We start from the raw sequence: 22,280 nt of genomic DNA, 5'->3' as shown, positions 1-22,280 counted from the left end.
ATGGCACAAAACCTATTATTAGAAATCGGTTTAGAAGAAATGCCAGCACATGTTGTCACGCCAAGCATGAAACAGCTACAACAAAAAACGGCGGAGTTTTTGACAGCTCATGCACTGCAATTCAGTTCGATCGAAGCTTATTCTACACCTCGACGTTTAGCTGTATATGTGACTGGGATTCCGGAAAGTCAAGCTGATACGCAAGAAGAAGTGAAAGGACCTGCCAAAAAAATTGCAATCGATGCCGATGGCAATTGGTCAAAAGCAGCCCAAGGGTTCGTTCGTGGACAAGGATTGACCACAGATGCAATTACCTTCAAAGAATTAAATGGTGTGGAGTATGTCTATGTCACCAAGCATATTCAAGGTAAACCAGCGCTTGAAGTTTTAACTGGTTTGAAAGAGGTCATTACTAGTTTGGTGTTCCCAGTAACAATGCACTGGGCAAATTTCGATTTTGAGTATATCCGGCCAATCCACTGGATCGTAGCATTGTTTGGCGCTGAAGTCGTACCATTTACAGTCCTTGACGTAGTAACAGATCGGAAATCCCGTGGCCATCGTTTCCTTGGAGAAGAAGTCACCTTTGAAACTGCCGATGACTATTTGAGTCAAATGGAACGCCAATTCGTGATCGCTGATCCATCCAAAAGACAGCAATTGATCGTAGACCAAATTGAGGCAATTGCTAAAGAAAACAACTGGCGGATCGATCTTGATGAAGATCTTTTAGAAGAAGTGAACAACTTGGTAGAATATCCGACTGCTTTTGTCGGTGACTTTGATGAAAAATATCTTTCAGTTCCAGAAGAAGTCTTAGTCACTTCGATGAAAGAACATCAGCGGTATTTTGATGTGCGCACCCCAGAAGGTGTTTTGTTGCCCCATTTCATTTCAGCAAGAAACGGCGATCGGGTAAAAATCGATAATGTAGTCAAAGGAAATCAGAAAGTATTGACAGCGCGTCTAGAAGACGCGGAATTCTTTTACAATGAGGATAAGAAACTTACCATCGATCAATGTGTGGAGAAACTAAAACAAGTCACTTTCCACGAAAAAATCGGTAGCTTATATGAAAAAATGCAACGGGTAGCTGTTATTGCTCAAATCATTGGAGAAACCGTCGGATTGTCTGAAGATGAAAGAACAGAATTGAAACGTGCATCAGAAATCTATAAGTTTGATTTAGTAACGAATATGGTCGGTGAGTTTCCGGAATTACAAGGAGTCATGGGTGAAAAGTATGCTCTCTTGCAAGGAGAAACACCGCAAGTGGCACAAGCGATCCGTGAACATTATATGCCTGTCTCTGCTGAAGGTGCGTTACCTGAATCAAGCGTTGGAGCAATTTTAGCAATTGCTGATAAGTTAGACAGTTTACTGTCATTCTTTGCAGTGGGCATGATTCCAAGCGGATCGAACGATCCATACGCATTGCGCCGACAAACTTATGGCATCATTCGGATTATTGCTGAGAAACGTTGGTACTTCCCGTTAGCCCGTTTACAGGAAAAAATCCGCACAGCAATCAATGAACAGCCATCAGTCTATGGCATTCAATTGAACGAAGGACAAGAGCAAGTCATTGATTTTGTTGACGGACGTCTGCGTCAATTCTTAGCAACGAAAAACATTCGTCATGATGTGATCGAAGCAGTGATCAACTCTCGTCAAGGCGATATCAGTCTTTTGTTTGAAGCTGCTCAAATGTTGAGAGCACATTTGAATGATTCTGATTTCAAACCTTCGATGGAAGCTTTGACAAGGGTCATTAATCTTGCGAAAAAGGCAGATCTTGAACACAAACAAATCAATCCTGAATTGTTTGAGAACGAATCAGAAAATACGCTTTATGAGGCAGTGGTCGCCATTGAAGATAAGTTCCCGCAACAAACGATGGAACAAAACTATCAAAGCCTAGTTTCATTGAGACCATTGATCGAAGCTTATTTTGATCAGACAATGGTCATGGTAGATGACGAGGCAATACGTCGCAATCGTTTTGCATTATTGGATAAGATCGCCAAAATGAGTTTGGCAGTAGCCAGCCTTGATGCTTTAGTCACAAAATAAGATTTGATCCAGCTAGTGTCCAACAATGTGTGTTTGGATACTAGCTGAATTCCTAAAAAAGCCTAGCCATCTTCATTTACTTGAAGATGGCTAGGCTTTTTATATACGCGTCAATTTAACGACAACTTCACAACGAGCAGTTTGAGGAAACATGTCAACAGACTGTAGATACTCAATCTTGAAGACAGACGCTAATTTGACCAAATCACGGGCTAATGTTGAAACATTACAAGAGATATAAACCATTTTCTTTGGCGGCTGAGCAACTAACGCTTGCAACAGGTGGTCATCTAATCCAGTTCGAGGGGGATCAACCACAATACTGTCGGGTCTAAAACCAGCAGCAAACCATTTAGGGAGTAAGTCTTCAGCAGTTCCTGTTTCATAATGCGTATTATTTGCTTGGATTCGGCGGGCATTTTCTTTGGCATTTTCGATTGCTTGCGGAATGATGTCCATCCCACGGACTTCCTTTGCATGTTTTGCGAGGCTTAGTCCAATCGTTCCAACACCACAATAGGCATCAACGACGGTTTCATTTTTTGTCAATGCCAGTGCTTTGATTGCTTCGTCATAAAGTATACTAGTTTGTTGCGGATTCAGTTGGAAGAATGCACGAGGAGAAAGGTCGAATGTTAATTCCTGCAATCGTTCTTCAATCGCTTCTTTTCCCCAGAGATGTAAAGTTTCATCCCCCATGATCACCGAGGTCTTCTTGCTTTGGACATTTTGCATGATCGAAACTACTTGAGGCATGCGTTGATTGATTTCTCGAATCAAGGCATTTTTCTGTGGCAGTTTGCTAGAGTTCGTGATAAAAACGACTTGTACTTCGCCGGTCGCTCTGCCCACTCTGACCATCAAAGTCCTCAGGATGCCGCTGTTTTTTCTTTCATCATAGATTGGGAGTTGATACTTGTTCAGTAACTGCACAAGGCCATTGATCACATCTTGGGTTGCTTTTTCTTGAACGAGACAATCATCAATCGCCACTAAACGATGAGAATCCATTTCGTAAAGACCAGCTTCGATTCGTTTTGATTTTGTATCATATCGCAACTGAAATTGCGCTTTGTTGCGATAGTGCCATGGTTCTTCCATGCCAATCGTATCTTTTAAGATATACTTCTGATAACCTTTGGGCTTAAATTTGGTTAATGCTTGTTTTAATAAGTCTTTCTTAAAGTCTAGCTGCTTTTCATAAACAAGATGCTGTAATTGACAGCCCCCACAACGATCATAAAATTTGCAGGGGGGGAGAATACGGTCGCTGCTTTTCTTGATGATTTTGGTCATTCTCGCTTCTGCAAACCTCGGAGTTGCTTTGGTCACTTCTGCAATCACTTCTTCTCCCGGAAGAACTCGCGGGACAAAGACGATCAATTTTTTATAATAGCCGATTCCTTCTCCGTTGATTCCTAAACGTTTGATCGTCAGTTGTAGTTTTTGACCGTTTTTAAGTTGTACGTTTTCCATGATTGCTCCTTATCGATAAATAGTCTCTCTATTTTACCATACTTTTTATAGCTCTTTTGAAGGAATTTCCCCTTTTTTGTGATAAACTAGAATATACGTTCGTGAGGTGAAGAAAATGATAACGATCATTCGTATCAGTAAGGGAAAAGGTCCCTTTTACGAAGTAGACTGCTCCAATGGAGAATCTTTGCGGGTTTCTGAGGATCTTCTGGTTCGTTTCCGTCTTCTAAAAGGAAAAGAAGTGACGGAAGAAGAGTTGACCGAAATCAAAAAAAGCTCCGGTTTTGATATTGGGCTGCAGCAAGCAATGAATTACATTAGCTATCAACTACGTTCCGAAAAAGAAGTTCGTACCTATCTAAAAGACAAAGAAATCAATTTAGAGGATCGCCATTTGGTCGTGCAGCGATTGAAAGAACTAAATTTACTTGATGACCGTACCTACGGAGAAAGCTACTTGCGGACACAAATCCGTTTAGGAGACAAAGGGCCATCAGTCATCAGTCAGCAACTAAAACAAAAAGGGCTGTCTGAAGAAGTGATTCAAGAAGTGATGCCGTTATATACAGAAGAAAAGCAATTTGATGTCGGCTATCATACTGCCGAAAAAGCATTGCGTCGGTTCCAAGGGAAAAGTCACAAAGAGATGATGCAGAAACTATCGCTGCACCTAATGCAAAAAGGGTTTAGACAACCAGTTATCCAATTAATTTTAGATGAACTGCCTACAGATAGAGACGACGAAGAGGAAAACGCAGCTTTGCAAAAAGAGGGTCAACGACTTTTGCGAAGACATCAGCGGTTGCCTTTGAATAAAAGAAAAATGAAAATCAAACAAGGTCTTTACCAAAAAGGTTTCGCTCTGGATGCGATCCAACAATTTTTAGATGAGGAAGTTATGGATGAATAAACAGTGGGAAAAGTGGTCAAAAGAGGACATTCGTTCTTTCCAAGACAAGTTTTTGAATTGGTACCATGATGAAAAAAGGAATCTCCCCTGGAGAGCAACCAACGATCCCTATGCAATCTGGATCTCGGAGATCATGCTCCAGCAAACAAGAGTGGACACCGTCATTGGCTATTATTACCGCTTTATGGAACAATTTCCAACCATCAAAGATTTAGCTGGTGCAGAAGAGCAGAAGCTTTTGAAGGCTTGGGAAGGATTAGGTTATTACTCTCGTGCTCGCAATTTAAAAGCTGCCGCTCAACAAATCATGGCAGAGTTCGATGGAGAGATGCCACAGACCATCACTGATATTCGTTCGTTAAAGGGGATTGGTCCTTACACTGCCGGGGCGATCGGCAGTATCGCTTTTGGATTGCCGGAACCTGCAATCGATGGCAATGTGATGCGTGTAGTGAGTCGTTTGTTTTGTATTGAGGCAGATATAGCTAAAGCGAGTTCTCGCGGAGTCTTTGATGAAGCAATGCGTACAATCATTTCTCACGATGAGCCAGGAGAATTCAATCAAGCTTTGATGGATCTTGGTTCAAGTATTTGTACGCCGACTTCGCCATTATGCGAAGAATGTCCACTGCAAGAATATTGTCTAGCCTATCAGCAGGGAACACAAACCGACTTTCCCGTAAAATCAAAAAAAGCGAAGCCAAAAGATGTGTATTACATTGCTGGAGCTATTGAAGAAGATGGCCGCTTTTTATTGGTGCAGCGACCAGAAACTGGCTTGTTAGCCAAAATGTGGCATTTTCCGCTTTTGGAAGTGGATCAGGCGACCTATACGCAATTATTGGCTTATTGGCAAGACCAACAGTTAACATTGGATGCAGTTGCAGAAGAACCAGCTCCGATTTTCCCTGAATTTCCCGTCGTTTGGCAAAAAAGACATCTTGGTGAGGTTACTCACATCTTTAGTCATTTGAAATGGCACATACTGCTTTTTTATGGACGCACACCGTCGGAATTCTCGTTAGAACACAGTCAATGGGCTGCGCCAGAAGAATTTGAACAGTATGTCTTTCCCAAACCTCAGTTGAAATTAGTCGAACAATTGAAGAAAAATCATAAAGTCGATAAACATTTCTAGGCAAAGGGTTGTTTTATTGCTATAATATTTACGATATCGGTGTAATGAACACCCAAACAAAACGCAAGTTTTCTTGCTGAGGGAAGGGTTGCTATGCGAGTTCCAAAAGAAGGAGAGTTTGTCAGCATCCAAAGCTACAAACATGACGGCAATTTGCATCGAACGTGGCGGGATACTATGGTCTTAAAGACGAGCGAATTCTCAATGATTGGTGTCAATGATCATACATTGGTGACTGAATCGGATGGAAGACGCTGGGTTACCCGTGAGCCAGCTATTGTATATTTTCATAAAAAATACTGGTTTAATGTAATCGCAATGATCCGAGAAAAGGGGGTTTCCTATTATTGTAATCTCGCTTCACCGTATTTGCTTGATGAAGAGGCCTTGAAATATATTGATTATGACCTTGATATCAAAGTATTTCCTGATGGTGAGAAACGTTTACTAGATGTGGATGAATATGAGCTTCATAGCAAGATCATGCATTATCCGCAGGACATTGATTTTATTTTAAAAGAAAATGTCAAAATTTTAGTAGATTGGATCAATAATGGCAAAGGACCATTTTCTGAGGGGTATGTGGACATTTGGTATGATCGCTACAAGCAGTTGTCTCAGAAATAGCAAGGAGTAGCCGTAAAGGGTCACTTCAATGTGCAAAAAACTCGACTTTAATTCGAAGTCGAGTCTTTTTGTATCAAAAAATAGTGCCTGTCATCGAGTGATTGATTTGTAAGGCGGGGCTTCTTTAAAGGAGATTCATCCAGTTCTATAAAGAAGCGAAAGTTGTCAATCACGTGAGTTATAAGTGATTGACAGCTTTTAAGATACTTAGTTCTGCAGATATTTACTCATTTTGATGTGGGGCATATCCGCATCAAGAAATTCTTCCCCTTCAGGTTGGTAGCCTAGAGAAAGATAAAAACCTTTTGCGGTTAGCTGAGCACCTAAAGTGATTTTTTGAAACCCTTGTTTCCGAGCAAAATCCTCCGCCCCTTGGATCAAAATTCGTCCGAAGCCTTTTTTGCGATGGGAAACGGGTACGGCCATACGCTGAAGTTTCAATGTGTGGCTATCTATAGGAAGCAGCCGCAAAGTTGCTGTTGCTTCTTTTTGTTCATTGTAGAGAACAAAATGGACCGCGTTTGCTTCGTCCTGATCGATCTCAAGACTTAAGGGCACGCCTTGTTCTTTGACGAAGACATCATTACGAATTTTCAACGAGTCCAGATAAATTTCGCTTAATGTATCTTTGGTTTGTGCGACGAACATAAAATCAACCACCTTCTTATTTCATCAATTATTTTCTAAGTATACCATTTTTACGAAAAGAAAAATTGCTTTTGCGGCTAAAGTCGCAAGCTTTTTTTTGCAAAATACTCTATAATAGTGAAAAAAAGGAGGGAATCGTTTGTTCGACAAATTCAAACAATCAAAACTTTTCTTCTGGTCATTAGAAATTCTCGTTCTTGCCACGTTAGCTCTGGTATTGAGCAAAATCAATTTCTTATTTGCACCAGTAGGAACATTTTTTTCGACATTATTTGCGCCGGTCTTAATTGCAGGCTTTTTGTACTATCTGCTTAATCCGATCGTCGTTTTTCTGATGAAGACCACTAAGATCAAAAGAATCTACGCTGTGATTTTAGTTTTACTCTTATTAGTAGCAGCTATTGTCCTAACAGTCGTAAGCGTGATTCCAAATCTGATCAACCAAATTTCACAACTTGCAGAAAATATTCCTACTTTTGCTAAAAATATGGAGACTTGGATTTCTAAAATAGCAGATGACCCAGTATTTAAACAGATCGACTTTGCGCAACAGTTAGAAAATCTCAATCTTTCCTATGGTTCATTGCTGCAACAATTTCTAAGTGGGCTGTCAACAAGTTTGGGATCGATCGTAGGAACGATTGCTTCAGCAACGATGATCATTGTTACAGTACCATTCATCTTATTTTATATGCTGAAAGACGGCGAGAAACTTGTGCCAAATATTCAATCAGTTTTACCTGAAAAAAGACGAAATCAAATCATCGAGTTATTGGGTGATCTGAATAAAACATTGTCCAATTACATTAGCGGACAAGCGATTGAATGTATTTTTGTCGCGACCTTTACCTTTATCGGCTACTGGCTAGTGGGTGTCAATTACGCCTTTTTATTTGGTGTAATTGCAGGGATCACTAACTTGATTCCTTATTTGGGCCCTTACCTCGGCTTGATTCCGGCAGTTTTAGTGACAATCTTTGATGATCCTTTCCGGGCTCTGTTATGTGGTGTAGTCGTGTTAGTCGTTCAACAATTAGATGGTAATGTGATCTATCCTAATGTAATCGGAAAGTCATTGGCGATTCATCCGCTAACCATTATTTTAGTGTTGCTAGTCGCAGGGAACATCGCTGGATTACTGGGTATTTTCTTAGGAGTACCTTTCTACGCCATTTGTCGTACGATTGTGATTTTTGTGATTCGTTTGATTCGTGACGATAAAAGCAAGAAAAACCAAGAGAAATTGATCGAACTAGATAACTGATGGTTTTTATTGCAAAGAAAAAAGCTTTATGATACGATTTTATCGTGGGTATAGCCCACGATTTTTTTTAGAAAATGTAAAAATAAGGAGAGAATGCTATTATGAATGCTGACCCCGAGAGTCAGTCGCTATTAGCGCAAATTTTATTATTGATCGTTTTGACATTGATCAATGCTTTCTTGGCTGCTTCAGAAATCGCGGTTGTTTCAGTTAATAAGAACCGTGTAGAACAGAAGGCTGAGGAAGGAAATGTCAAATCACAAAAATTATTGAAAATCATTGACAATCCCACCAACTTCTTGTCGACGATCCAAGTTGGGATCACATTAGTCAATATCTTATCAGGGGCCTCACTGGCAGATACGCTATCTACCCGCTTAGCACCCGTTCTAGGTGGCGGAGCTGCAGCAAAAAGCCTGGCTAATATCATTGTATTAGCGATTTTGACCTATGTTTCGATCGTATTTGGTGAGTTGTATCCAAAACGAATCGCAATGAACAAATCTGAAGAAGTTGCTCAATTTACTTCAGGTGTGATACGTGTGATTGGTACGATCGCAAAACCATTTGTGTGGTTGCTTTCCGCTTCAACTAGTTTGTTAGCTCGAATCACACCAATGGAATTTGATGATGAAGATACAAAAATGACTCGTGATGAAATGCGGTATATGTTAGAAACAGAAGGTGTCTTTGAAGAAGATGAATTGGAAATGCTACAAGGAATCTTTTCATTGGATACGAAGGTGGCCCGTGAAGTGATGGTGCCGCGGACTACTGCATTTATGGTCGATATCAATGATTCAGTAGATGAAATTTTGACAGAAATTTTAGCAGAAAACTATTCTCGAATCCCAGTATATAATGAGGACAAAGACAAAGTCGTAGGTATTTTACATACAAAAAACCTGCTGAAATGTGCCTATAAATATGGATTTGAAACATTAGATATTAAACAAATCCTCCAAGAACCATTATTTGTGCCTGAAACTGTTTTTATTGATGACTTACTCTATGAGTTGAAAAAGACTCAAAATCAGATGGCTATCTTATTAGACGAATACGGCGGTGTCGTAGGTCTGGTTACTTTAGAAGACCTCTTAGAGGAAATCGTTGGTGAGATCGACGATGAATCGGATGAAGTAGAAGAATTATATGAACAAGTTTCTGATCATGAGTACATCATCCAAGGGCGAATGTTGATTGATGACTTTAATGAAGCATTTGATATGAGCCTGCACATGAGTGATGTTGATACAATGGCCGGATATTTGATCACAGCTTTAGGGTTGATTCCTGATGAAGGAGAGAAATTATCCTTTAAAGTGGATAACGTCACACTGATTACAGAAGAAATGGAAGGGTCACGTGTATTGAAGATCCGCGTTATCTTCCATGATCCTGAAGAAACAGCTGTCGAACCTGAAGAAGAACGCCGCTATTTCAAAAAAGATTTTGAAGAAGACGAACCTCGTCGATAAAATGAATGCTTGAAGCAAATGCTTCAAGCATTTTTTTGTCTAAAAATAATATATAGAACAGAATGAGTTAATCAAATGATACAGATTTAGCTAGATAAAAAAACTAAAATAACTAAGCATATTTCTTGCTTTTCTTGTGAATTAAAGAGAGGATAAGAGTGCGATAACTAGAAATCATTGTGGGGTGGGAAAATGAGATTTTACCGAATGAAAAGTGATGATATTCGGATGAACTTAGCTACTGAAGAATATTTAATGAATAACGTAGATATTTCAGAACCATGCTTGCTGTTATACATACAAAAGCCTTGTGTTATAATCGGTAGAAACCAAAATGCCTACGAAGAAATAAATTTTGACTATTTACGACATAATGACATCGTTTTAACCCGGAGAACCTCTGGTGGCGGAGCAGTTTATGACGATCTAGGCAACATGAGTTTTAGCTTTGTGACTAAAAAAGATGTGACTCATTTTGGTGATTATCATGGAGCCACCCAACCTATTTTGAAAGCATTGCAGAAGATGGGAGAAAAAGAGGTTGAAGTACGGGGAAGAAATGACTTGTTTGTTGAAGGAAAGAAATTTTCTGGTAACGCCATGTACACAAAAAATGACAGAAGCTATTCCCACGGAACATTGATGTTCGATGTTGACTTAAGCGTTTTGACAAAAGTGTTGAACGTTCCACAGGAAAAGATCGACTCGAAGGCAACAAAGTCAGTGCGTAAAAGTGTGACCAACATCAAGCCTTATCTTTCTGAAGAATATCAACAGTTGTCAACGAAAGAATTTAGAGATCAATTGCTCTGTCATATTTATGACGTCGACAACATTGAGGAAATCCAAGAAAAAGAAATCAAATTAACGGCTGAAGATCAACGGAAGATTAATCAGTTGTATCAATTGCGATATGCCAATGATCAATGGATTTATGGGGAAGCCCCGAATTATCAATGGACGAAACGCAAACGTTTTGAAAATGTTGGTATCGTTGAACTACGCTTTTCAGTGGCAAAGGGGAAAATCACAGAAGCACAAATCACTGGAGATTTTTTTGGCGAAGAAGATATCGCTGGTCTCGAAAAACAGCTGATTGGTCTTCCTTATAATGAAGAGTTGCGACAGCATTTTCAAGGGGTGGAAGTCGCGAAATATATCCATCAACTGACAAATGAGCAATTTGTATCACTACTTTTCAATTGAGTTTGAAGGCAGAGGAGCGTCAGGAACCAAATATGATCGAAGTAAAAGAGGTTTCACAAGTATATCAGGACAATGTCCTTGATCGAGTATCGTTAACAATCAACAATGAGATCGTCGGTATCGTCGGCAAAAGCGGTTCCGGGAAGTCTACCTTGTTGCGTCTGATTAATTTGATCGAATCTCCTTCAGCTGGCGAAATCGTGATTGATGGCGTGAACACGACAGGATTGACCAAGAAAATGAGACGAAGTCTACAGCAAGATATTGCGATGATCTTTCAACAATTTAATCTGCTCCATAATCTGACTGTCTACGACAATGTTTTTTTGCCTTTAAAATTAGCTGGAAAATCACAACGACAAGTGATGGAAACGTTAGACTTCGTAGGTATGTCTGAAAAGGCTTCGGTTTATCCTGCTTCTTTAAGTGGAGGGGAAAAGCAACGAGTAGCAATTGCCCGTGCTTTGGTCAAAGAACCAAAGATCCTCTTGTGTGATGAACCGACCAGTGCATTGGATGAAGATACTAAGGGAGATGTTTTATCGTTATTGCAAAAGGTTCATGGCACTTTCCAGCCTACAATCGTGTTTGTTAGTCATGAATTGTCAGCGGTTCGACAAGTTTGTGAGCGGGTCTATGTTATGGAACAAGGAAGAATCGTAGCGGAAGTAGCGAATACGCCGCATCTTTTACAAAAAGAAGAATTAAACTATGTCGATCGTGTGATAAGGAGTCTAAAGCATGACGATAATTGAGAGTATTCAATACTATTTACCAGAATTGATGCAGGCGATGGAAGAAACCCTGATCATGATGAGTATCTCTATCTTCGCCGCTATTTTGATTGGATTGCCATTAGGTATTCTATTATTTATTAGTCGTGAAAACAACAATCAGGGAACGATTTTGTATCAAATATTAAATTTGCTGATCACGGTCATTCGTTCGTTTCCTTATTTACTGTTTGTTGTTGCGATGATTCCCGTCACTCGTTTTTTGTTAGGCAGCTCGTTTGGGCCGATCCCAGCAAGTATCCCATTGAGTATTGTGTCAATCGTCGTCTATGCTCGTTTAGTCGAGCAGGTATTGTTGGATGTCCCAGAAGATGTCGGACTATTGGCACGCTCATTAGGTGTCTCCACTTATCAATATGTCAAAGAATTTTTGCTCGTGGAAGCAAGAAGCGGGTTAATCCTGTCTCTGACGACAACGATCGTCAGTATGGTGTCTTATTCCACAGTGATGGGAATCGTTGGCGGAGGAGGAATCGGAGACTTTGCCATCCGTTATGGATATCAACGGTACGAATATGGGGTCATGTATTTTGCCATTTTAGTGATGATCGTAGCAGTTTTTAGTATTCAGTTGATTGGGAATGGGTTAGCAAAAAAAGTTGATAAAAGAAAGTAGGAGTAGGAATGAAAAAAGGAATATTTTTTGGGTTAGTACTAGCAGTAATGTTTCTTGGTGCTTGTGGAACAGGGAATGAGTCGCAATCAGAGGATAAAGTGATTAAAGTCGCTTCTCAAACGACCCCTATGACAGATGTTGTCAAAGTAGCAGCCGATGCGGTAGAAGATGGCTGGAAAATTGAATTGGTACAAGTAAATGACAATATTCAATACAATGAGCTGTTGAATAATAAGGAAGTAGACGCAAACTTTGCGCAGCATGAGCCGTATATGCAACGCTACAATGAGGAAAAATCAGCAGATTTAGTGGCTTTAGACAAAATTTATAATGCTAAAGTGGGCTTTTACTCAAAAGAGTATACAAAAATTGAAGACATTCCTGAAGGAACGAAAGTTGCTCTGCCGAATGATGTTTCTAATGAAGGACGAGCATTAGCCATCTTAGCTGAGCAAGGATTGATTGAATTAAAAGATGGAGTTGGAGTCAATGGTACGATCAAAGACATTACTGCGAATCCTAAAAACTTTGAATGGTTGTCTGTGGACTTATTGAATCTAGCAGAAGCCTATAATGAACCAAATGTCTCCCTTGTCTACAACTATCCGACCTATATCGCCAAAATTGGTCTAAAGCCTGACGATGCCTTGTTCTTAGAGAAAACGATAGATGATCGTTTTGCGATCTCTTTAGTTGCTCGTAAGGACAATCAAGATTCAGAAAAAATCAATGTTTTGCGAAAAGCGATGACCAGTGATAAAGTCAAAGAATTTTTGGAAAATGAGCATAGTGATACATTAATTCCAGCCTTTTAGTTTTTTGAGTGTTTTTCATGCTTTCACAGCAGTTCTCGTATAAATACAAATAGCTATCAAGCTGCTTAAACAGTTGCTCTCTAGACTTTCGAATCTGAATGATAGAGAGCATTTGTCTGTAATTTTTCTTTTTTCCGCTCTTGATACATGATATACTGATTTGGTCAGAAAATCTTTGTATAGACACAGAGAGTTCTAATTTCAAGGAATGGAGTAACTACATAACATGGAGAATCCAAATTTAAAACAACAAGTTGAAAGTCGTCGCACCTTTGCGATTATTTCTCACCCGGATGCTGGGAAGACAACGATCACTGAGCAGTTGCTGCTATTTGGGGGAGCAATTCGCCAAGCAGGAACTGTCAAAGGAAAGAAAACCGGTAATTTTGCTAAATCCGACTGGATGGAAATCGAGAAACAACGGGGGATTTCTGTCACTAGTTCTGTAATGCAATTTGATTATCAAGGGAAACGTGTGAACATTTTGGATACACCAGGACATGAGGATTTCTCTGAAGATACGTATCGTACGTTAATGGCTGTTGATAGCGCCGTGATGGTTATTGATAGTGCCAAAGGGATCGAAGCACAGACGAAAAAGCTTTTCCAAGTCGTAAAAAAACGGGGAATCCCGATCTTTACCTTCATCAACAAATTAGACCGTGATGGTCGTGAACCATTAGAACTTTTAGAAGAGCTAGAAGAGTTGCTTCAAATCGAGTCCTACCCAATGAATTGGCCAATCGGAATGGGAAAAGGGCTTGAAGGACTTTATGACATTCACAATCAACGGGTTGAAATTTATCGTCCAGAATCTCATGGCGGTGAACGCCTGATTCCATTTGATCAAAACGGTGAAATTCCCCAAGATCATCCGCTGAATCAAAATGGTGTCTATCAACAAGTGTTGGAAGAAGTCGAATTATTACAAGAAGCTGGCGATTCCTTTGATGAAGAGAAAATCGCTCGTGGTGATCAAACCCCTGTCTTTTTTGGCTCTGCGTTAACAAACTTTGGTGTGCAAACTTTCTTAGAAACATTTTTACAATTTGCACCAGCACCTTACGGACATAAGACAATGACAGGAGAAGAAATTAGTCCATACGAACAAGAGCTTTCAGGATTTGTTTTCAAAATCCAAGCCAATATGAACCCCGCACACCGTGACCGGATTGCCTTTGTCCGCATTTGCTCAGGAACATTTGAACGGGGAATGGATGTCACGCTTGAGCGGACAGGCAAAAAAATGAAATTAAGTAATGTGACCCAGTTCATGGCAGACACTCGCGAAAATATTGAGCAAGCTGTTGCCGGCGACATCATTGGGGTATATGATACCGGAAATTATCAAATTGGTGATACTTTATATGAAGGGAAATTGAAAGTCGCCTATGAAGAATTACCTTCGTTTACACCTGAACTCTTTATGAAAGTAACAGCCAAAAATGTTATGAAACAAAAATCATTCCATAAGGGGATCTATCAGTTAGTGCAAGAAGGAGCCATCCAATTGTATAAAACGTATCTCAGTGATGAATACATTATTGGAGCGGTTGGACAGCTGCAATTCGAAGTATTTCAATATCGAATGCTGAACGAGTACAATGCAGAGGTGATCATGTCGCCAATGGGACATAAGATTGCTCGTTGGATCGATCCTAAAGATTTGGATGAAAAGATGAGTTCAAGTCGCAACATTTTAGCCAAAGACCGTTTCGACCAGCCATTGTTCTTGTTTGAGAACCAATTCGCGATGCGTTGGTTCGCCGACAAATATCCAGATGTCGAATTGAAAAGTTTGATGTGAAAACACTGCTAGTACTTGTGACGGCAAGTGTTCTCAAATGATGGGAGCGAGAAATGAGTTGGTTCTTGTCTAAAAAAACATTCTTATCGTTTTTGATAAGAATGTTTTTTTGTTTTGTATCAGTAAAAAATCGAATTGTTTTGGTCTAAAAAGACTGATATAATAATTTACGACGTGAGACGAGCGCTTATAGTGTTGCAAATAGGAGTAAGGGGGTCATTATGAAATTAATCAAGCGTGTCAATTTGCTTGACGATAAAAAGCTAATCATGAAACTGAATATCTTAACGATTCCTCTATTGGTTATTTTCTTTGCTTTATTTACGCTTTTAACATTAGACAGAAAGTTATCGGAAGAAGTCACTATCGATTTAATGTATCTCGTTATTGCCATTCTATCAATGGCAGGGTTAATCATCTTTCACGAATTGATTCACGGGATTTTTTTTAAGCTGTTCAATAAGGAAGGAAAAGTCAAATTTGGTTTTAAGAATGGTTTGGCCTATGCAACAAGTCCTAATTCCTTTTATTCAAGGTGGCAGTTTTTACTTATTTTGCTTGCTCCTTTTGTCTTGATCACTTTGATCTTATGGCTGTTGTATGCGTATAGGGAAATTTCTCCTTATGCATTTGTCTGGTTGGCTTCTTTTCATGGGTCAGCCTGTATTGGGGATTTTTATTTTTGTTATTTAGTGACTAAAGCTCCAGCGCATAGTTATGTAGAAGATACCGAACAGGGGATAAATTTTTATTCCAATCATTAGCAAAGCACAGCCATTAGGGCTGTGCTTTTTTGCACTCATTTGAAAAACGTTTTTGTTGCGTAGCATGGCTATCATTTGTCAATCACTTTGCTATAGAGCATGCACTGAAGATCAATTTTTTTGTTGGGCAATTTTAATGAAATCTTTTTTTCTTTTTGACGTTGAAAACCGCGCTTTTCATAAAATTGATACGTACAAGCACTATCTGTAAAAAGATAAATTTCTTTTCCTTGCACTCTTTTCTGCAGTTCATCTAGCAGCCGCGTTCCGATCCCTTTGATAGGTATATCAGGATTAGCTGCTAAGAAAATGATTTCCCCATCCGGTGAATGGTCACTTAAATATTCAGAAAGGAGTTGATTGTTTCCGGCATCATATGCTCCGGCACTTTCTTTGGCAAAACTATTCTGTAAGAATTCAAACAGTTTTATGTACATCATTTGTCCAAAAGAAGTATGCGCTTTAGGTGCACCGCTTATTTCCGCTAGTAAAACTCCAGCCAATACATCTTCGTGATAGAGAGCAATAATCTCAGTCGCGCGATTTAATTCCAAGTACCAGAAATATCTGCCGTAAAGATTTAAGAGCAGTTTGTTTTTGATATACCAATCAAAGTGCATTCCTTTGATGGCAAACTGGATGGCTTTATGATAGTCTTTTTTTTCTAAATTTCTGAAAGTTAAAGTCATTTTTTATTCTCCTAATCATTGGTTGTCTGTGATACACTTATAGTATAATAGACACTTTGTCGATTATCTATGGACAATCTTACTTGAACTTGTCGTTTAAACGACAAGTCTAGCCATAAGTGTCGAATAGGGGGAAGTAGAATGAATAAAGAGGATCGTCGGTTTAAAAAAACTGAACGGGCGTTGGCAGAGGCTTTATCAAAACTGATGATGGATAAAAAAATACAATCAATCACTATACGCGAGCTAACAGAAACAGCCGATTTGCATCGATCCACGTTTTATAAACACTATACAGATATTTACGATCTATATGAGCAACTGGAAATGCGATTCTTCCAAGACATCAATCAACTGATTTCCTTTGATAACACTCACAGCTATGAAGACTTGTATATAAATCTAGTTGAGTACGTCTATCATCATTCGTTTGTCTATAAGCTATTCATTACTTATTCAAACGGTTTGGAGGTACAAGAAAAAATGAAACAGTTGATCGAAAAAAATTACTTGGAAATTTGGTTGTATGAAGATAAAAAGAATGTGATTACTGAAGAGATGAGATACTTTACGACCTATCATATTCAAGGTTGTCTTTCCGTATTGAATTATTGGGTAGAAACGAATTTTGCTTACTCAAAAAAAGAAATGCTGGAACTATTACAGAAATTAAACAATCATCTCGAAAGAATCATGCCATGAGAAAAATTATAATTTGTAAACGAGGCACGATCGCTGTAAAAAAGATCGCATCCCCTTTTGATTTGGAACTAAAATTACTTTAACATGATGATTGAACGGAACGGATAATGCGTTAGTTTTCAAATAAAAATTCTGCTAGAAAAAATCCTCTTAAAAAGATCTATAAGCTTTTTAAGAGGATTTTTTGTATCTAATTCTAAGCTGGTTAGTCGATTCTGTCAAAAAAAGATTGTACATAATGTGTAATTTTTTGACAAAAAAAGATAACTAAAAAGGTTATAAATGCTTTATTTTAAAGTGTAGGAAGGTCATTTGCCATAAATAATCTCTGAAGGTGATTTGAAAATGATGGAAATATCAGAAAGTAAAAGTATGAGAGGAAAAATGTTTTCCATACGATTTACAAATAAAAGACACGTATATTTTCTTAGAAAATGTGTTTTTCCTGTAAATTATACTTTAAAACAAGTAGAAAATTACTTGCACAATTCATTAAACATTGTAAAAGAAACATTAGAAATCCTCGATGCAACGAATGTTCTGATTATGGATGGTTTCAAACGTTCTAATGAGAGCACAGATAATACATTAATTGATGCCTATTGGATAGACGCCGAACAATACATAATAGAGTTGAACTATACAAATAAGGTAGATTATATCATTTTAATTGCAAATATAGATACAGAGCTGGATGCTGTCGAAAAATTTGTCAAGAGTGAATACCCAAATTCTCAGTTTACGATCGAACATTATGATGAAGCGTGGATAGTAAAATCGTGAATAGTCTTCGTCAGAGAGATGATTATAGGAAAAAGAGAAAACTCATGCCATAGAAGAATCGAATGTCTTTCTAGCAATTGATGAACCAATAAATTTTGATTTTCAAGAAATTGATTTTAGTAAGGAGCTATTAAATCATGAAGGTAGTATAAATGTAGAGATTTCACTGAATGAATTGATTACTGATGACATTTTAGCGATCTCTTCATTTGGTAATGGCTTAAGTGCGGCTTTTGAAAACGCAGAAGAATGGGTAGTTACGCAATCTACAGATGTCCGTAAGTTTTACGTTACATTAGTTCCTAAGAAATTTCTGGCGCATGATCAAGAGAATTATAAAATTGTTTTTACTCTCAGTGAGATGACCTCAGGCGTTACTAATCCTAATTCATCGGACTTAAAAACCGAACTCAGAAATAGTCAAGAAGAAAATGAAGCCTCGACAATGAATGAATGATTGGATGGAGGAATCGCTCTCTGAAACAAGTACTATTTCTTCCTCAAATAGCACCTCAACTGGGAGTGTGTTTCACGGTAGTGAGAGTGCTTTTTTATGGAAGAAGCACAATCGCATAGTACTGTATTTTCATTTTCCCAAGAATCATTCGATTGTCAGACTAATTCTCCCATCTAATTGTGAAGCAGGTTAATTCCAGCTATGGCACATAATGAATATCCCAAGATCTGCCTATCAGACGGTCGGGGTTCAGATTTCTGTGTTAAACAAGAATCCGATCTTTGCAAATTAATAACAGGCGCAAAAGATTAAAACATTACTAGATAAAATTAAAGAATACTTTATTCTTATTGTGAATAAAATTGCAAAAAGAAGAGAATATTGTCAAAAAAAATAGTGTATAGTTTTTTTGTAAGACCATCTTCTTACAAAATAAATAATAAAGGAGGAATGAAATTAATGAAAAAGGTTACTTTAGTAACAACATTATTGCTTGCTCTATTTTTTGGAGCATCAGCAAGTGCAGAAGTAGTTACTGTAAATGTCACAGAAGGAGCAGCAACATTTACTTTAGCTACTCCTGTTGAAACAAAAACTGTAGATTTTGCAGATATTAGTTTCACAGAAACGAAAGCGAATCCGCTAACAGGTACTTTCACGTTATCTGGAACATTAACGAATAAGTCATTTGGAGCAAAGCAAGTAGTGATAACAGCAGCAGTTCCTGGAGAAACCTCAGCACCTGGTTTAACGATTGCAACGAGTGAAGTATTCAAAGTTGAAGCAAGTCAAGGCTATGAAACGACTGAAGAAGGTACTTTTGATTATACAATTGATCCTTCAACTTTTGACAACACTAAGGCAAGTGATTACGTGATCACACTAACTGCATCAGAAGTGACAGACGTCACTCCTTAATCGTATGTTATATCCTAGCTACAAGAATGAATCTTATTCTTTTGGGGTGTTTCTTTTGTTCCTGTGCTTAGGAATATTTTTTTTCAGTCCAGAAGCATTGGCAGAAGAATCGATTGGCTCTTCTTTTGAAGTTCAGATCCAAGCAGACAAGAATTCAAGTATAGTAAAAGATATTCAATTTTCGCCTGATCTGAACCAAAAGTATACTTATACAGCAACTGTTACTAATCATGAAAGTCATGCCATTGAAGTATCGGTTTTTCCTAGTATCGCTGTTTCAACTAGGACTTCAATGACTTATGTTGCGGAAACAAACAATTTGCTAAATAAAGATTATGATTTAAAGAAGTACGTAAAACTCTTACCAATTGAAGGTAAATTGGAAGATGGTCTTTTAAAAATAGATGCAAAGCAAAGCAAAAAAATCAAAATCATAATTAATGTAAATAAAAAGATTATTGGGGAAGTATTAGGTGGAATCAATTTCTCTCAAGCAATTGGTTTACAAGAAAATAAAGATTCCGTAAATGTTCAGCAAGTTTATCAAAAAGTAATCGTTGTTCGCTTGAAACAAAATGAATGGGCTCAAGAAACAAAACAGATCATTGGGGACTTTAAATTTACGATTACAGGAAACGCAACGACTCTTTCTTATTACCTTTACAACAAGAATCCACTTGTTACTTATGCAGAAGGTGGCTCCTATCGAGTAATCAATCCTGATCAAGAGATCATAGCTGAAGGGGAGATAGAACAAGAGAAGATTGTGCTTTCACCGTATATAAAAACAATGTTTGAGGCGCCATTGTTAGATAAAGCTGAATTGATGTCTGGGGAGTATCAATTTGTTTTATCCGATGGCGAAGATGAGACGATAACGTATTTTAATTATACGAAAGAAGAAATTGATCAGTTTATAGAGGAGACTACAGATCTTAGTAATAATGTTACAGTGAAGTCAAAAGTCAATCTTTGGTTGATCATCGCCTTATCACTAGTTTCATTTTTGCTTATTTTTTCGCTTGTAAAATTGCTAAAAAAATAAGAAAAGTTTAGGGACGTACTTCGCCTCTAAACTTTTCTTGTTGCTTAAAAGTCCGCTTCTGTCATCTGTTATTAGAAAAGCACTTGCTGAAATTTTACCTGGCAGTTTTTATTTCCTCAAAGAATTGTTTTATTTGTTTGATACAAATTGTCTTCGCGAGTTCTTTTATATCGGAACTGGAGCTTTTTAATTTTGATAAAAGAAAGTGTTCACTCATGAGTAGATTAAATGATTCGCATTCATTGTAGATTAGCTCATTTTAGTTTAAACATACCTATCATCCTAGGGCGACAATTCTCAGCGACGACCAGAGGTTCTTATTTTTTATCACTATTTATCTAAAAAAACTATTTCCACCGATAAAAAGAGTATCTTTTCATCTCAATAGGTAACTGTAGTTAATAATTGTTTCGTTTCAGAGATAGACAAAATTATCGAAGTAACTATCATTAAAAAGGAGAGCGTCATGGATTTATGGAAGTTGTTTCTGACAGAGAGGCAAGAACAAAAATTAAACTTGTTAGAGGATATTATTTCAAAGACTGAAACATCAATTGATGAACTAGCTTGTAAGCATTCGCTGACTAATCGCAAGGTGAAGTCATTGATTATGCAGATCAATGAGGATTACATAGTAGAACTGAATATAACCGACTCACTCATTAAATTTGAAAATAGATTATTTAGACTTTCTGATGTAGAGACCCCAGAAACTTTTACGTCTTTGTATTCAAGTTTAAAGATACAGTATATTAGACAAAGTTCTGTTTTCCAAGTCCTGAATTACTTTCTTAAACATCGAAAAGTAGGGATGGTCAAGTTATCAATGCAATTTAATTATAGTCAGTCCTATTGTTACAAATTAGTCAATAAAGCAAACGATATCATTCGAACGATTGGAGTCGATTGCCAGATTAGAAAGAAAATGAATTATTTAGTTGTGGAAGGTAAGGAAAGCCAGATACGAGTACTTTCTTATATTCTGAATACACATTCTTCGACATTTGCTGAGGACAATTATTATAGTTATCATAACGAAAAGAATGTAACGAGGATCAAGCAAGAGAAACTTTCTAGAATAACTAGAGTTTTTATGGATGCCCATAAAATAGGAAGTTATACTGATATAGATTCAAAAGAGGAGACGGCTATAAGCGACTGTTTATATGAAGAAATCCGACTAGGATTTTGTCAGACTTTTTATCCGTTAGATAAAAAGATCAATCATTCTATTTATCAGTCAGAAAAATTCTTTTACTATCTTTTCGCTATTTATTTCTTTCCAGAGTATTTGACATCTGAAATCTGCGAACGATTGGGGGAGCGATTAATGAAATTATCTGGAAATCCTATCGTAGATCATGCATGTGAAGCTTTGAAGAAAATGGAGGAGAGTTACAGTATCCCTGCCAACCTTCATAGCACATTTGTTTTTCATCTTGTATATCGTTTTTTGATCACGGATAAGCTGAGTTTAAGTTCCTTCTTTTACCACGAAGATAAGAAATTGTTGTTGAACGATAAGTTTCTAAAAATAAAAGAGATGATAAAATCAGTTTACAAAAAAAGCATAGCGGAAAGAGATTTGGATATATTTAGTACACAACTAACAGAGCTATTATACTCCTATGTTGGACATGTGATGGCGGAACCTTTGAATGTCATGATTAATATTACCTATCATGCCAACTATGTAATGTTAGTAAAAAATTATATAACAGGTGTATATAAAAAGGAAACTGTAACTATGGTAGAAAACCTTGCAGAAGCAGATATCGTTATTTCTGATCGATTCGTTGAATCAAAAAAGAATCAGTGTTTTTTCTTTCTTGAGGATATCCATAACATTGAAACATGGAAAAGGTTAGGGATATTTATCAATGGGAGGATCATCGAACGGCGAATTCGATCTGAAAGTGCCCCCAAAATTAGCTAGGATCGATCTGTTGATTGAGTCCATGGCACAGATGCTTTTGCTTAAAGATTGTTTGTTTCGCAGGGGCAACGATAAATAAGTCAAAAAAATATATCTATAAAAGAGGGCTGTGACAGTCATCTTTTATAGATATT

General features: G+C 37.8%; 21 protein-coding genes. 18 read left to right on the top strand and 3 right to left on the bottom strand.

The genetic code is table 11. From position 1 onward, the window contains the following. Complete coding sequence (glyS, locus tag IGJ45_RS09760) at positions 1–2,073, top strand: glycine--tRNA ligase subunit beta (RefSeq protein ID WP_349703749.1); 2,073 nt, start codon at positions 1–3, stop codon at positions 2,071–2,073. A 99-nt stretch (positions 2,074–2,172) separates the two neighbouring features. Here glyS and rlmD read toward each other — a convergent pair whose 3' ends face one another. Beyond that, positions 2,173–3,549, bottom strand: a complete 1,377-nt coding sequence (rlmD, locus tag IGJ45_RS09755) for a 23S rRNA (uracil(1939)-C(5))-methyltransferase RlmD (protein WP_349703748.1) — start codon at positions 3,547–3,549, stop codon at positions 2,173–2,175. 115 nt (positions 3,550–3,664) lie between these two features. On the opposite strand from rlmD, the gene recX reads away from it, so the two are divergent. The 3 genes from recX to ntdP all read left to right on the top strand — a co-directional run bounded on the left by recX (position 3,665) and on the right by ntdP (position 6,224). After that, positions 3,665–4,459 (top strand): recombination regulator RecX, encoded by a 795-nt coding sequence (gene recX, locus IGJ45_RS09750; RefSeq protein WP_081131593.1) that lies wholly within the window; start codon positions 3,665–3,667, stop codon positions 4,457–4,459. Further along, a complete protein-coding gene (gene mutY, locus IGJ45_RS09745) occupies positions 4,452–5,597 on the top strand; it encodes an A/G-specific adenine glycosylase (protein WP_081131592.1) in 1,146 nt (381 codons plus the stop codon). Before recX ends, mutY begins: the two co-directional genes overlap by 8 nt. 93 nt (positions 5,598–5,690) lie before the next feature. After that, positions 5,691–6,224 carry a nucleoside tri-diphosphate phosphatase gene (ntdP, locus tag IGJ45_RS09740; RefSeq protein WP_003126316.1) on the top strand — a complete coding sequence of 178 codons (534 nt, stop codon included), beginning with the start codon at positions 5,691–5,693 and terminating at the stop codon, positions 6,222–6,224. Between the two features lie 207 nt (positions 6,225–6,431). On the opposite strand, the gene IGJ45_RS09735 is transcribed toward ntdP, so the two are convergent. Beyond that, the gene (locus tag IGJ45_RS09735; protein ID WP_003126317.1) at positions 6,432–6,872 is read right to left on the bottom strand and encodes a GNAT family N-acetyltransferase; all 441 of its coding nucleotides are present in this window, start codon (positions 6,870–6,872) and stop codon (positions 6,432–6,434) included. Positions 6,873–7,011: 139 nt separating this feature from the next. On the opposite strand from IGJ45_RS09735, the gene IGJ45_RS09730 reads away from it, so the two are divergent. From IGJ45_RS09730 to IGJ45_RS09695, 8 genes are all read left to right on the top strand, one after another. After that, complete coding sequence (locus IGJ45_RS09730; protein WP_003126318.1) at positions 7,012–8,136, top strand: AI-2E family transporter; 1,125 nt, start codon at positions 7,012–7,014, stop codon at positions 8,134–8,136. 101 nt (positions 8,137–8,237) lie between these two features. Beyond that, positions 8,238–9,614 (top strand): hemolysin family protein, encoded by a 1,377-nt coding sequence (locus IGJ45_RS09725; RefSeq protein ID WP_003126319.1) that lies wholly within the window; start codon positions 8,238–8,240, stop codon positions 9,612–9,614. Between the two features lie 192 nt (positions 9,615–9,806). Next, a complete protein-coding gene (locus IGJ45_RS09720) occupies positions 9,807–10,820 on the top strand; it encodes a lipoate--protein ligase (protein ID WP_349703747.1) in 1,014 nt (337 codons plus the stop codon). Positions 10,821–10,852: 32 nt separating this feature from the next. After that, entirely contained in the window at positions 10,853–11,575 is a 723-nt protein-coding gene (locus IGJ45_RS09715; RefSeq protein WP_081132169.1) for a methionine ABC transporter ATP-binding protein, read from the top strand. Beyond that, positions 11,562–12,230: a methionine ABC transporter permease gene (locus IGJ45_RS09710; protein WP_349703746.1), complete on the top strand. Its 669-nt coding sequence runs from the start codon at positions 11,562–11,564 to the stop codon at positions 12,228–12,230. Before IGJ45_RS09715 ends, IGJ45_RS09710 begins: the two co-directional genes overlap by 14 nt. An 8-nt stretch (positions 12,231–12,238) precedes the next feature. Next, positions 12,239–13,045, top strand: coding sequence for a MetQ/NlpA family ABC transporter substrate-binding protein (locus tag IGJ45_RS09705; RefSeq protein WP_003126324.1), 807 nt, complete (start codon positions 12,239–12,241; stop codon positions 13,043–13,045). A 226-nt stretch (positions 13,046–13,271) separates the two neighbouring features. Further along, positions 13,272–14,852, top strand: coding sequence for a peptide chain release factor 3 (locus IGJ45_RS09700; protein WP_081132170.1), 1,581 nt, complete (start codon positions 13,272–13,274; stop codon positions 14,850–14,852). A gap of 221 nt (positions 14,853–15,073) precedes the next feature. Next, complete coding sequence (locus IGJ45_RS09695) at positions 15,074–15,616, top strand: DUF3267 domain-containing protein (RefSeq protein WP_252711366.1); 543 nt, start codon at positions 15,074–15,076, stop codon at positions 15,614–15,616. 71 nt (positions 15,617–15,687) lie between these two features. On the opposite strand, the gene IGJ45_RS09690 is transcribed toward IGJ45_RS09695, so the two are convergent. Further along, positions 15,688–16,305, bottom strand: coding sequence for a GNAT family N-acetyltransferase (locus tag IGJ45_RS09690; RefSeq protein ID WP_349703744.1), 618 nt, complete (start codon positions 16,303–16,305; stop codon positions 15,688–15,690). Between the two features lie 141 nt (positions 16,306–16,446). Between IGJ45_RS09690 and IGJ45_RS09685 the strand changes: the two genes are divergently transcribed. The 6 genes from IGJ45_RS09685 to IGJ45_RS09660 all read left to right on the top strand — a co-directional run bounded on the left by IGJ45_RS09685 (position 16,447) and on the right by IGJ45_RS09660 (position 22,146). Continuing rightward, complete coding sequence (locus IGJ45_RS09685; protein WP_081132173.1) at positions 16,447–17,007, top strand: TetR/AcrR family transcriptional regulator; 561 nt, start codon at positions 16,447–16,449, stop codon at positions 17,005–17,007. 345 nt (positions 17,008–17,352) lie between these two features. Then, positions 17,353–17,790, top strand: a complete 438-nt coding sequence (locus IGJ45_RS09680) for a hypothetical protein (RefSeq protein ID WP_103299739.1) — start codon at positions 17,353–17,355, stop codon at positions 17,788–17,790. A gap of 175 nt (positions 17,791–17,965) precedes the next feature. Next, a complete protein-coding gene (locus IGJ45_RS09675) occupies positions 17,966–18,247 on the top strand; it encodes a hypothetical protein (RefSeq protein ID WP_171917546.1) in 282 nt (93 codons plus the stop codon). Positions 18,248–18,706: 459 nt separating this feature from the next. Further along, a complete protein-coding gene (locus tag IGJ45_RS09670) occupies positions 18,707–19,165 on the top strand; it encodes a hypothetical protein (RefSeq protein WP_113849597.1) in 459 nt (152 codons plus the stop codon). A gap of 55 nt (positions 19,166–19,220) precedes the next feature. Further along, positions 19,221–20,210: a DUF916 domain-containing protein gene (locus IGJ45_RS09665; RefSeq protein WP_176333519.1), complete on the top strand. Its 990-nt coding sequence runs from the start codon at positions 19,221–19,223 to the stop codon at positions 20,208–20,210. Positions 20,211–20,676: 466 nt separating this feature from the next. Next, on the top strand, positions 20,677–22,146 hold the full coding sequence (locus IGJ45_RS09660) for a helix-turn-helix domain-containing protein (protein WP_081132176.1): 1,470 nt from the start codon (positions 20,677–20,679) through the stop codon (positions 22,144–22,146). Positions 22,147–22,280 lie beyond the last annotated feature (134 nt).

It is taken from the genome of Enterococcus sp. DIV0574 (assembly GCF_051711125.1).
GTDB classification, from domain to species: Bacteria; Bacillota; Bacilli; order Lactobacillales; family Enterococcaceae; genus Enterococcus_D; species Enterococcus_D gallinarum.
This window is presented reverse-complemented; position numbering and strand designations above follow the sequence as displayed.

Coding starts and splice junctions, on each gene's coding strand:
- glyS (WP_349703749.1), top strand. CDS start 1: ATGGCACAAAACCTATTATTAGAAATCGGTTTAGAAGAAATGCCAGCA.
- rlmD (WP_349703748.1), bottom strand. CDS start 3,549: ATGGAAAACGTACAACTTAAAAACGGTCAAAAACTACAACTGACGATC.
- recX (WP_081131593.1), top strand. CDS start 3,665: ATGATAACGATCATTCGTATCAGTAAGGGAAAAGGTCCCTTTTACGAA.
- mutY (WP_081131592.1), top strand. CDS start 4,452: ATGAATAAACAGTGGGAAAAGTGGTCAAAAGAGGACATTCGTTCTTTC.
- ntdP (WP_003126316.1), top strand. CDS start 5,691: ATGCGAGTTCCAAAAGAAGGAGAGTTTGTCAGCATCCAAAGCTACAAA.
- IGJ45_RS09735 (WP_003126317.1), bottom strand. CDS start 6,872: ATGTTCGTCGCACAAACCAAAGATACATTAAGCGAAATTTATCTGGAC.
- IGJ45_RS09725 (WP_003126319.1), top strand. CDS start 8,238: ATGAATGCTGACCCCGAGAGTCAGTCGCTATTAGCGCAAATTTTATTA.
- IGJ45_RS09720 (WP_349703747.1), top strand. CDS start 9,807: ATGAGATTTTACCGAATGAAAAGTGATGATATTCGGATGAACTTAGCT.
- IGJ45_RS09715 (WP_081132169.1), top strand. CDS start 10,853: ATGATCGAAGTAAAAGAGGTTTCACAAGTATATCAGGACAATGTCCTT.
- IGJ45_RS09710 (WP_349703746.1), top strand. CDS start 11,562: ATGACGATAATTGAGAGTATTCAATACTATTTACCAGAATTGATGCAG.
- IGJ45_RS09705 (WP_003126324.1), top strand. CDS start 12,239: ATGAAAAAAGGAATATTTTTTGGGTTAGTACTAGCAGTAATGTTTCTT.
- IGJ45_RS09700 (WP_081132170.1), top strand. CDS start 13,272: ATGGAGAATCCAAATTTAAAACAACAAGTTGAAAGTCGTCGCACCTTT.
- IGJ45_RS09695 (WP_252711366.1), top strand. CDS start 15,074: ATGAAATTAATCAAGCGTGTCAATTTGCTTGACGATAAAAAGCTAATC.
- IGJ45_RS09690 (WP_349703744.1), bottom strand. CDS start 16,305: ATGACTTTAACTTTCAGAAATTTAGAAAAAAAAGACTATCATAAAGCC.
- IGJ45_RS09685 (WP_081132173.1), top strand. CDS start 16,447: ATGAATAAAGAGGATCGTCGGTTTAAAAAAACTGAACGGGCGTTGGCA.
- IGJ45_RS09680 (WP_103299739.1), top strand. CDS start 17,353: ATGATGGAAATATCAGAAAGTAAAAGTATGAGAGGAAAAATGTTTTCC.
- IGJ45_RS09670 (WP_113849597.1), top strand. CDS start 18,707: ATGAAAAAGGTTACTTTAGTAACAACATTATTGCTTGCTCTATTTTTT.
- IGJ45_RS09660 (WP_081132176.1), top strand. CDS start 20,677: ATGGATTTATGGAAGTTGTTTCTGACAGAGAGGCAAGAACAAAAATTA.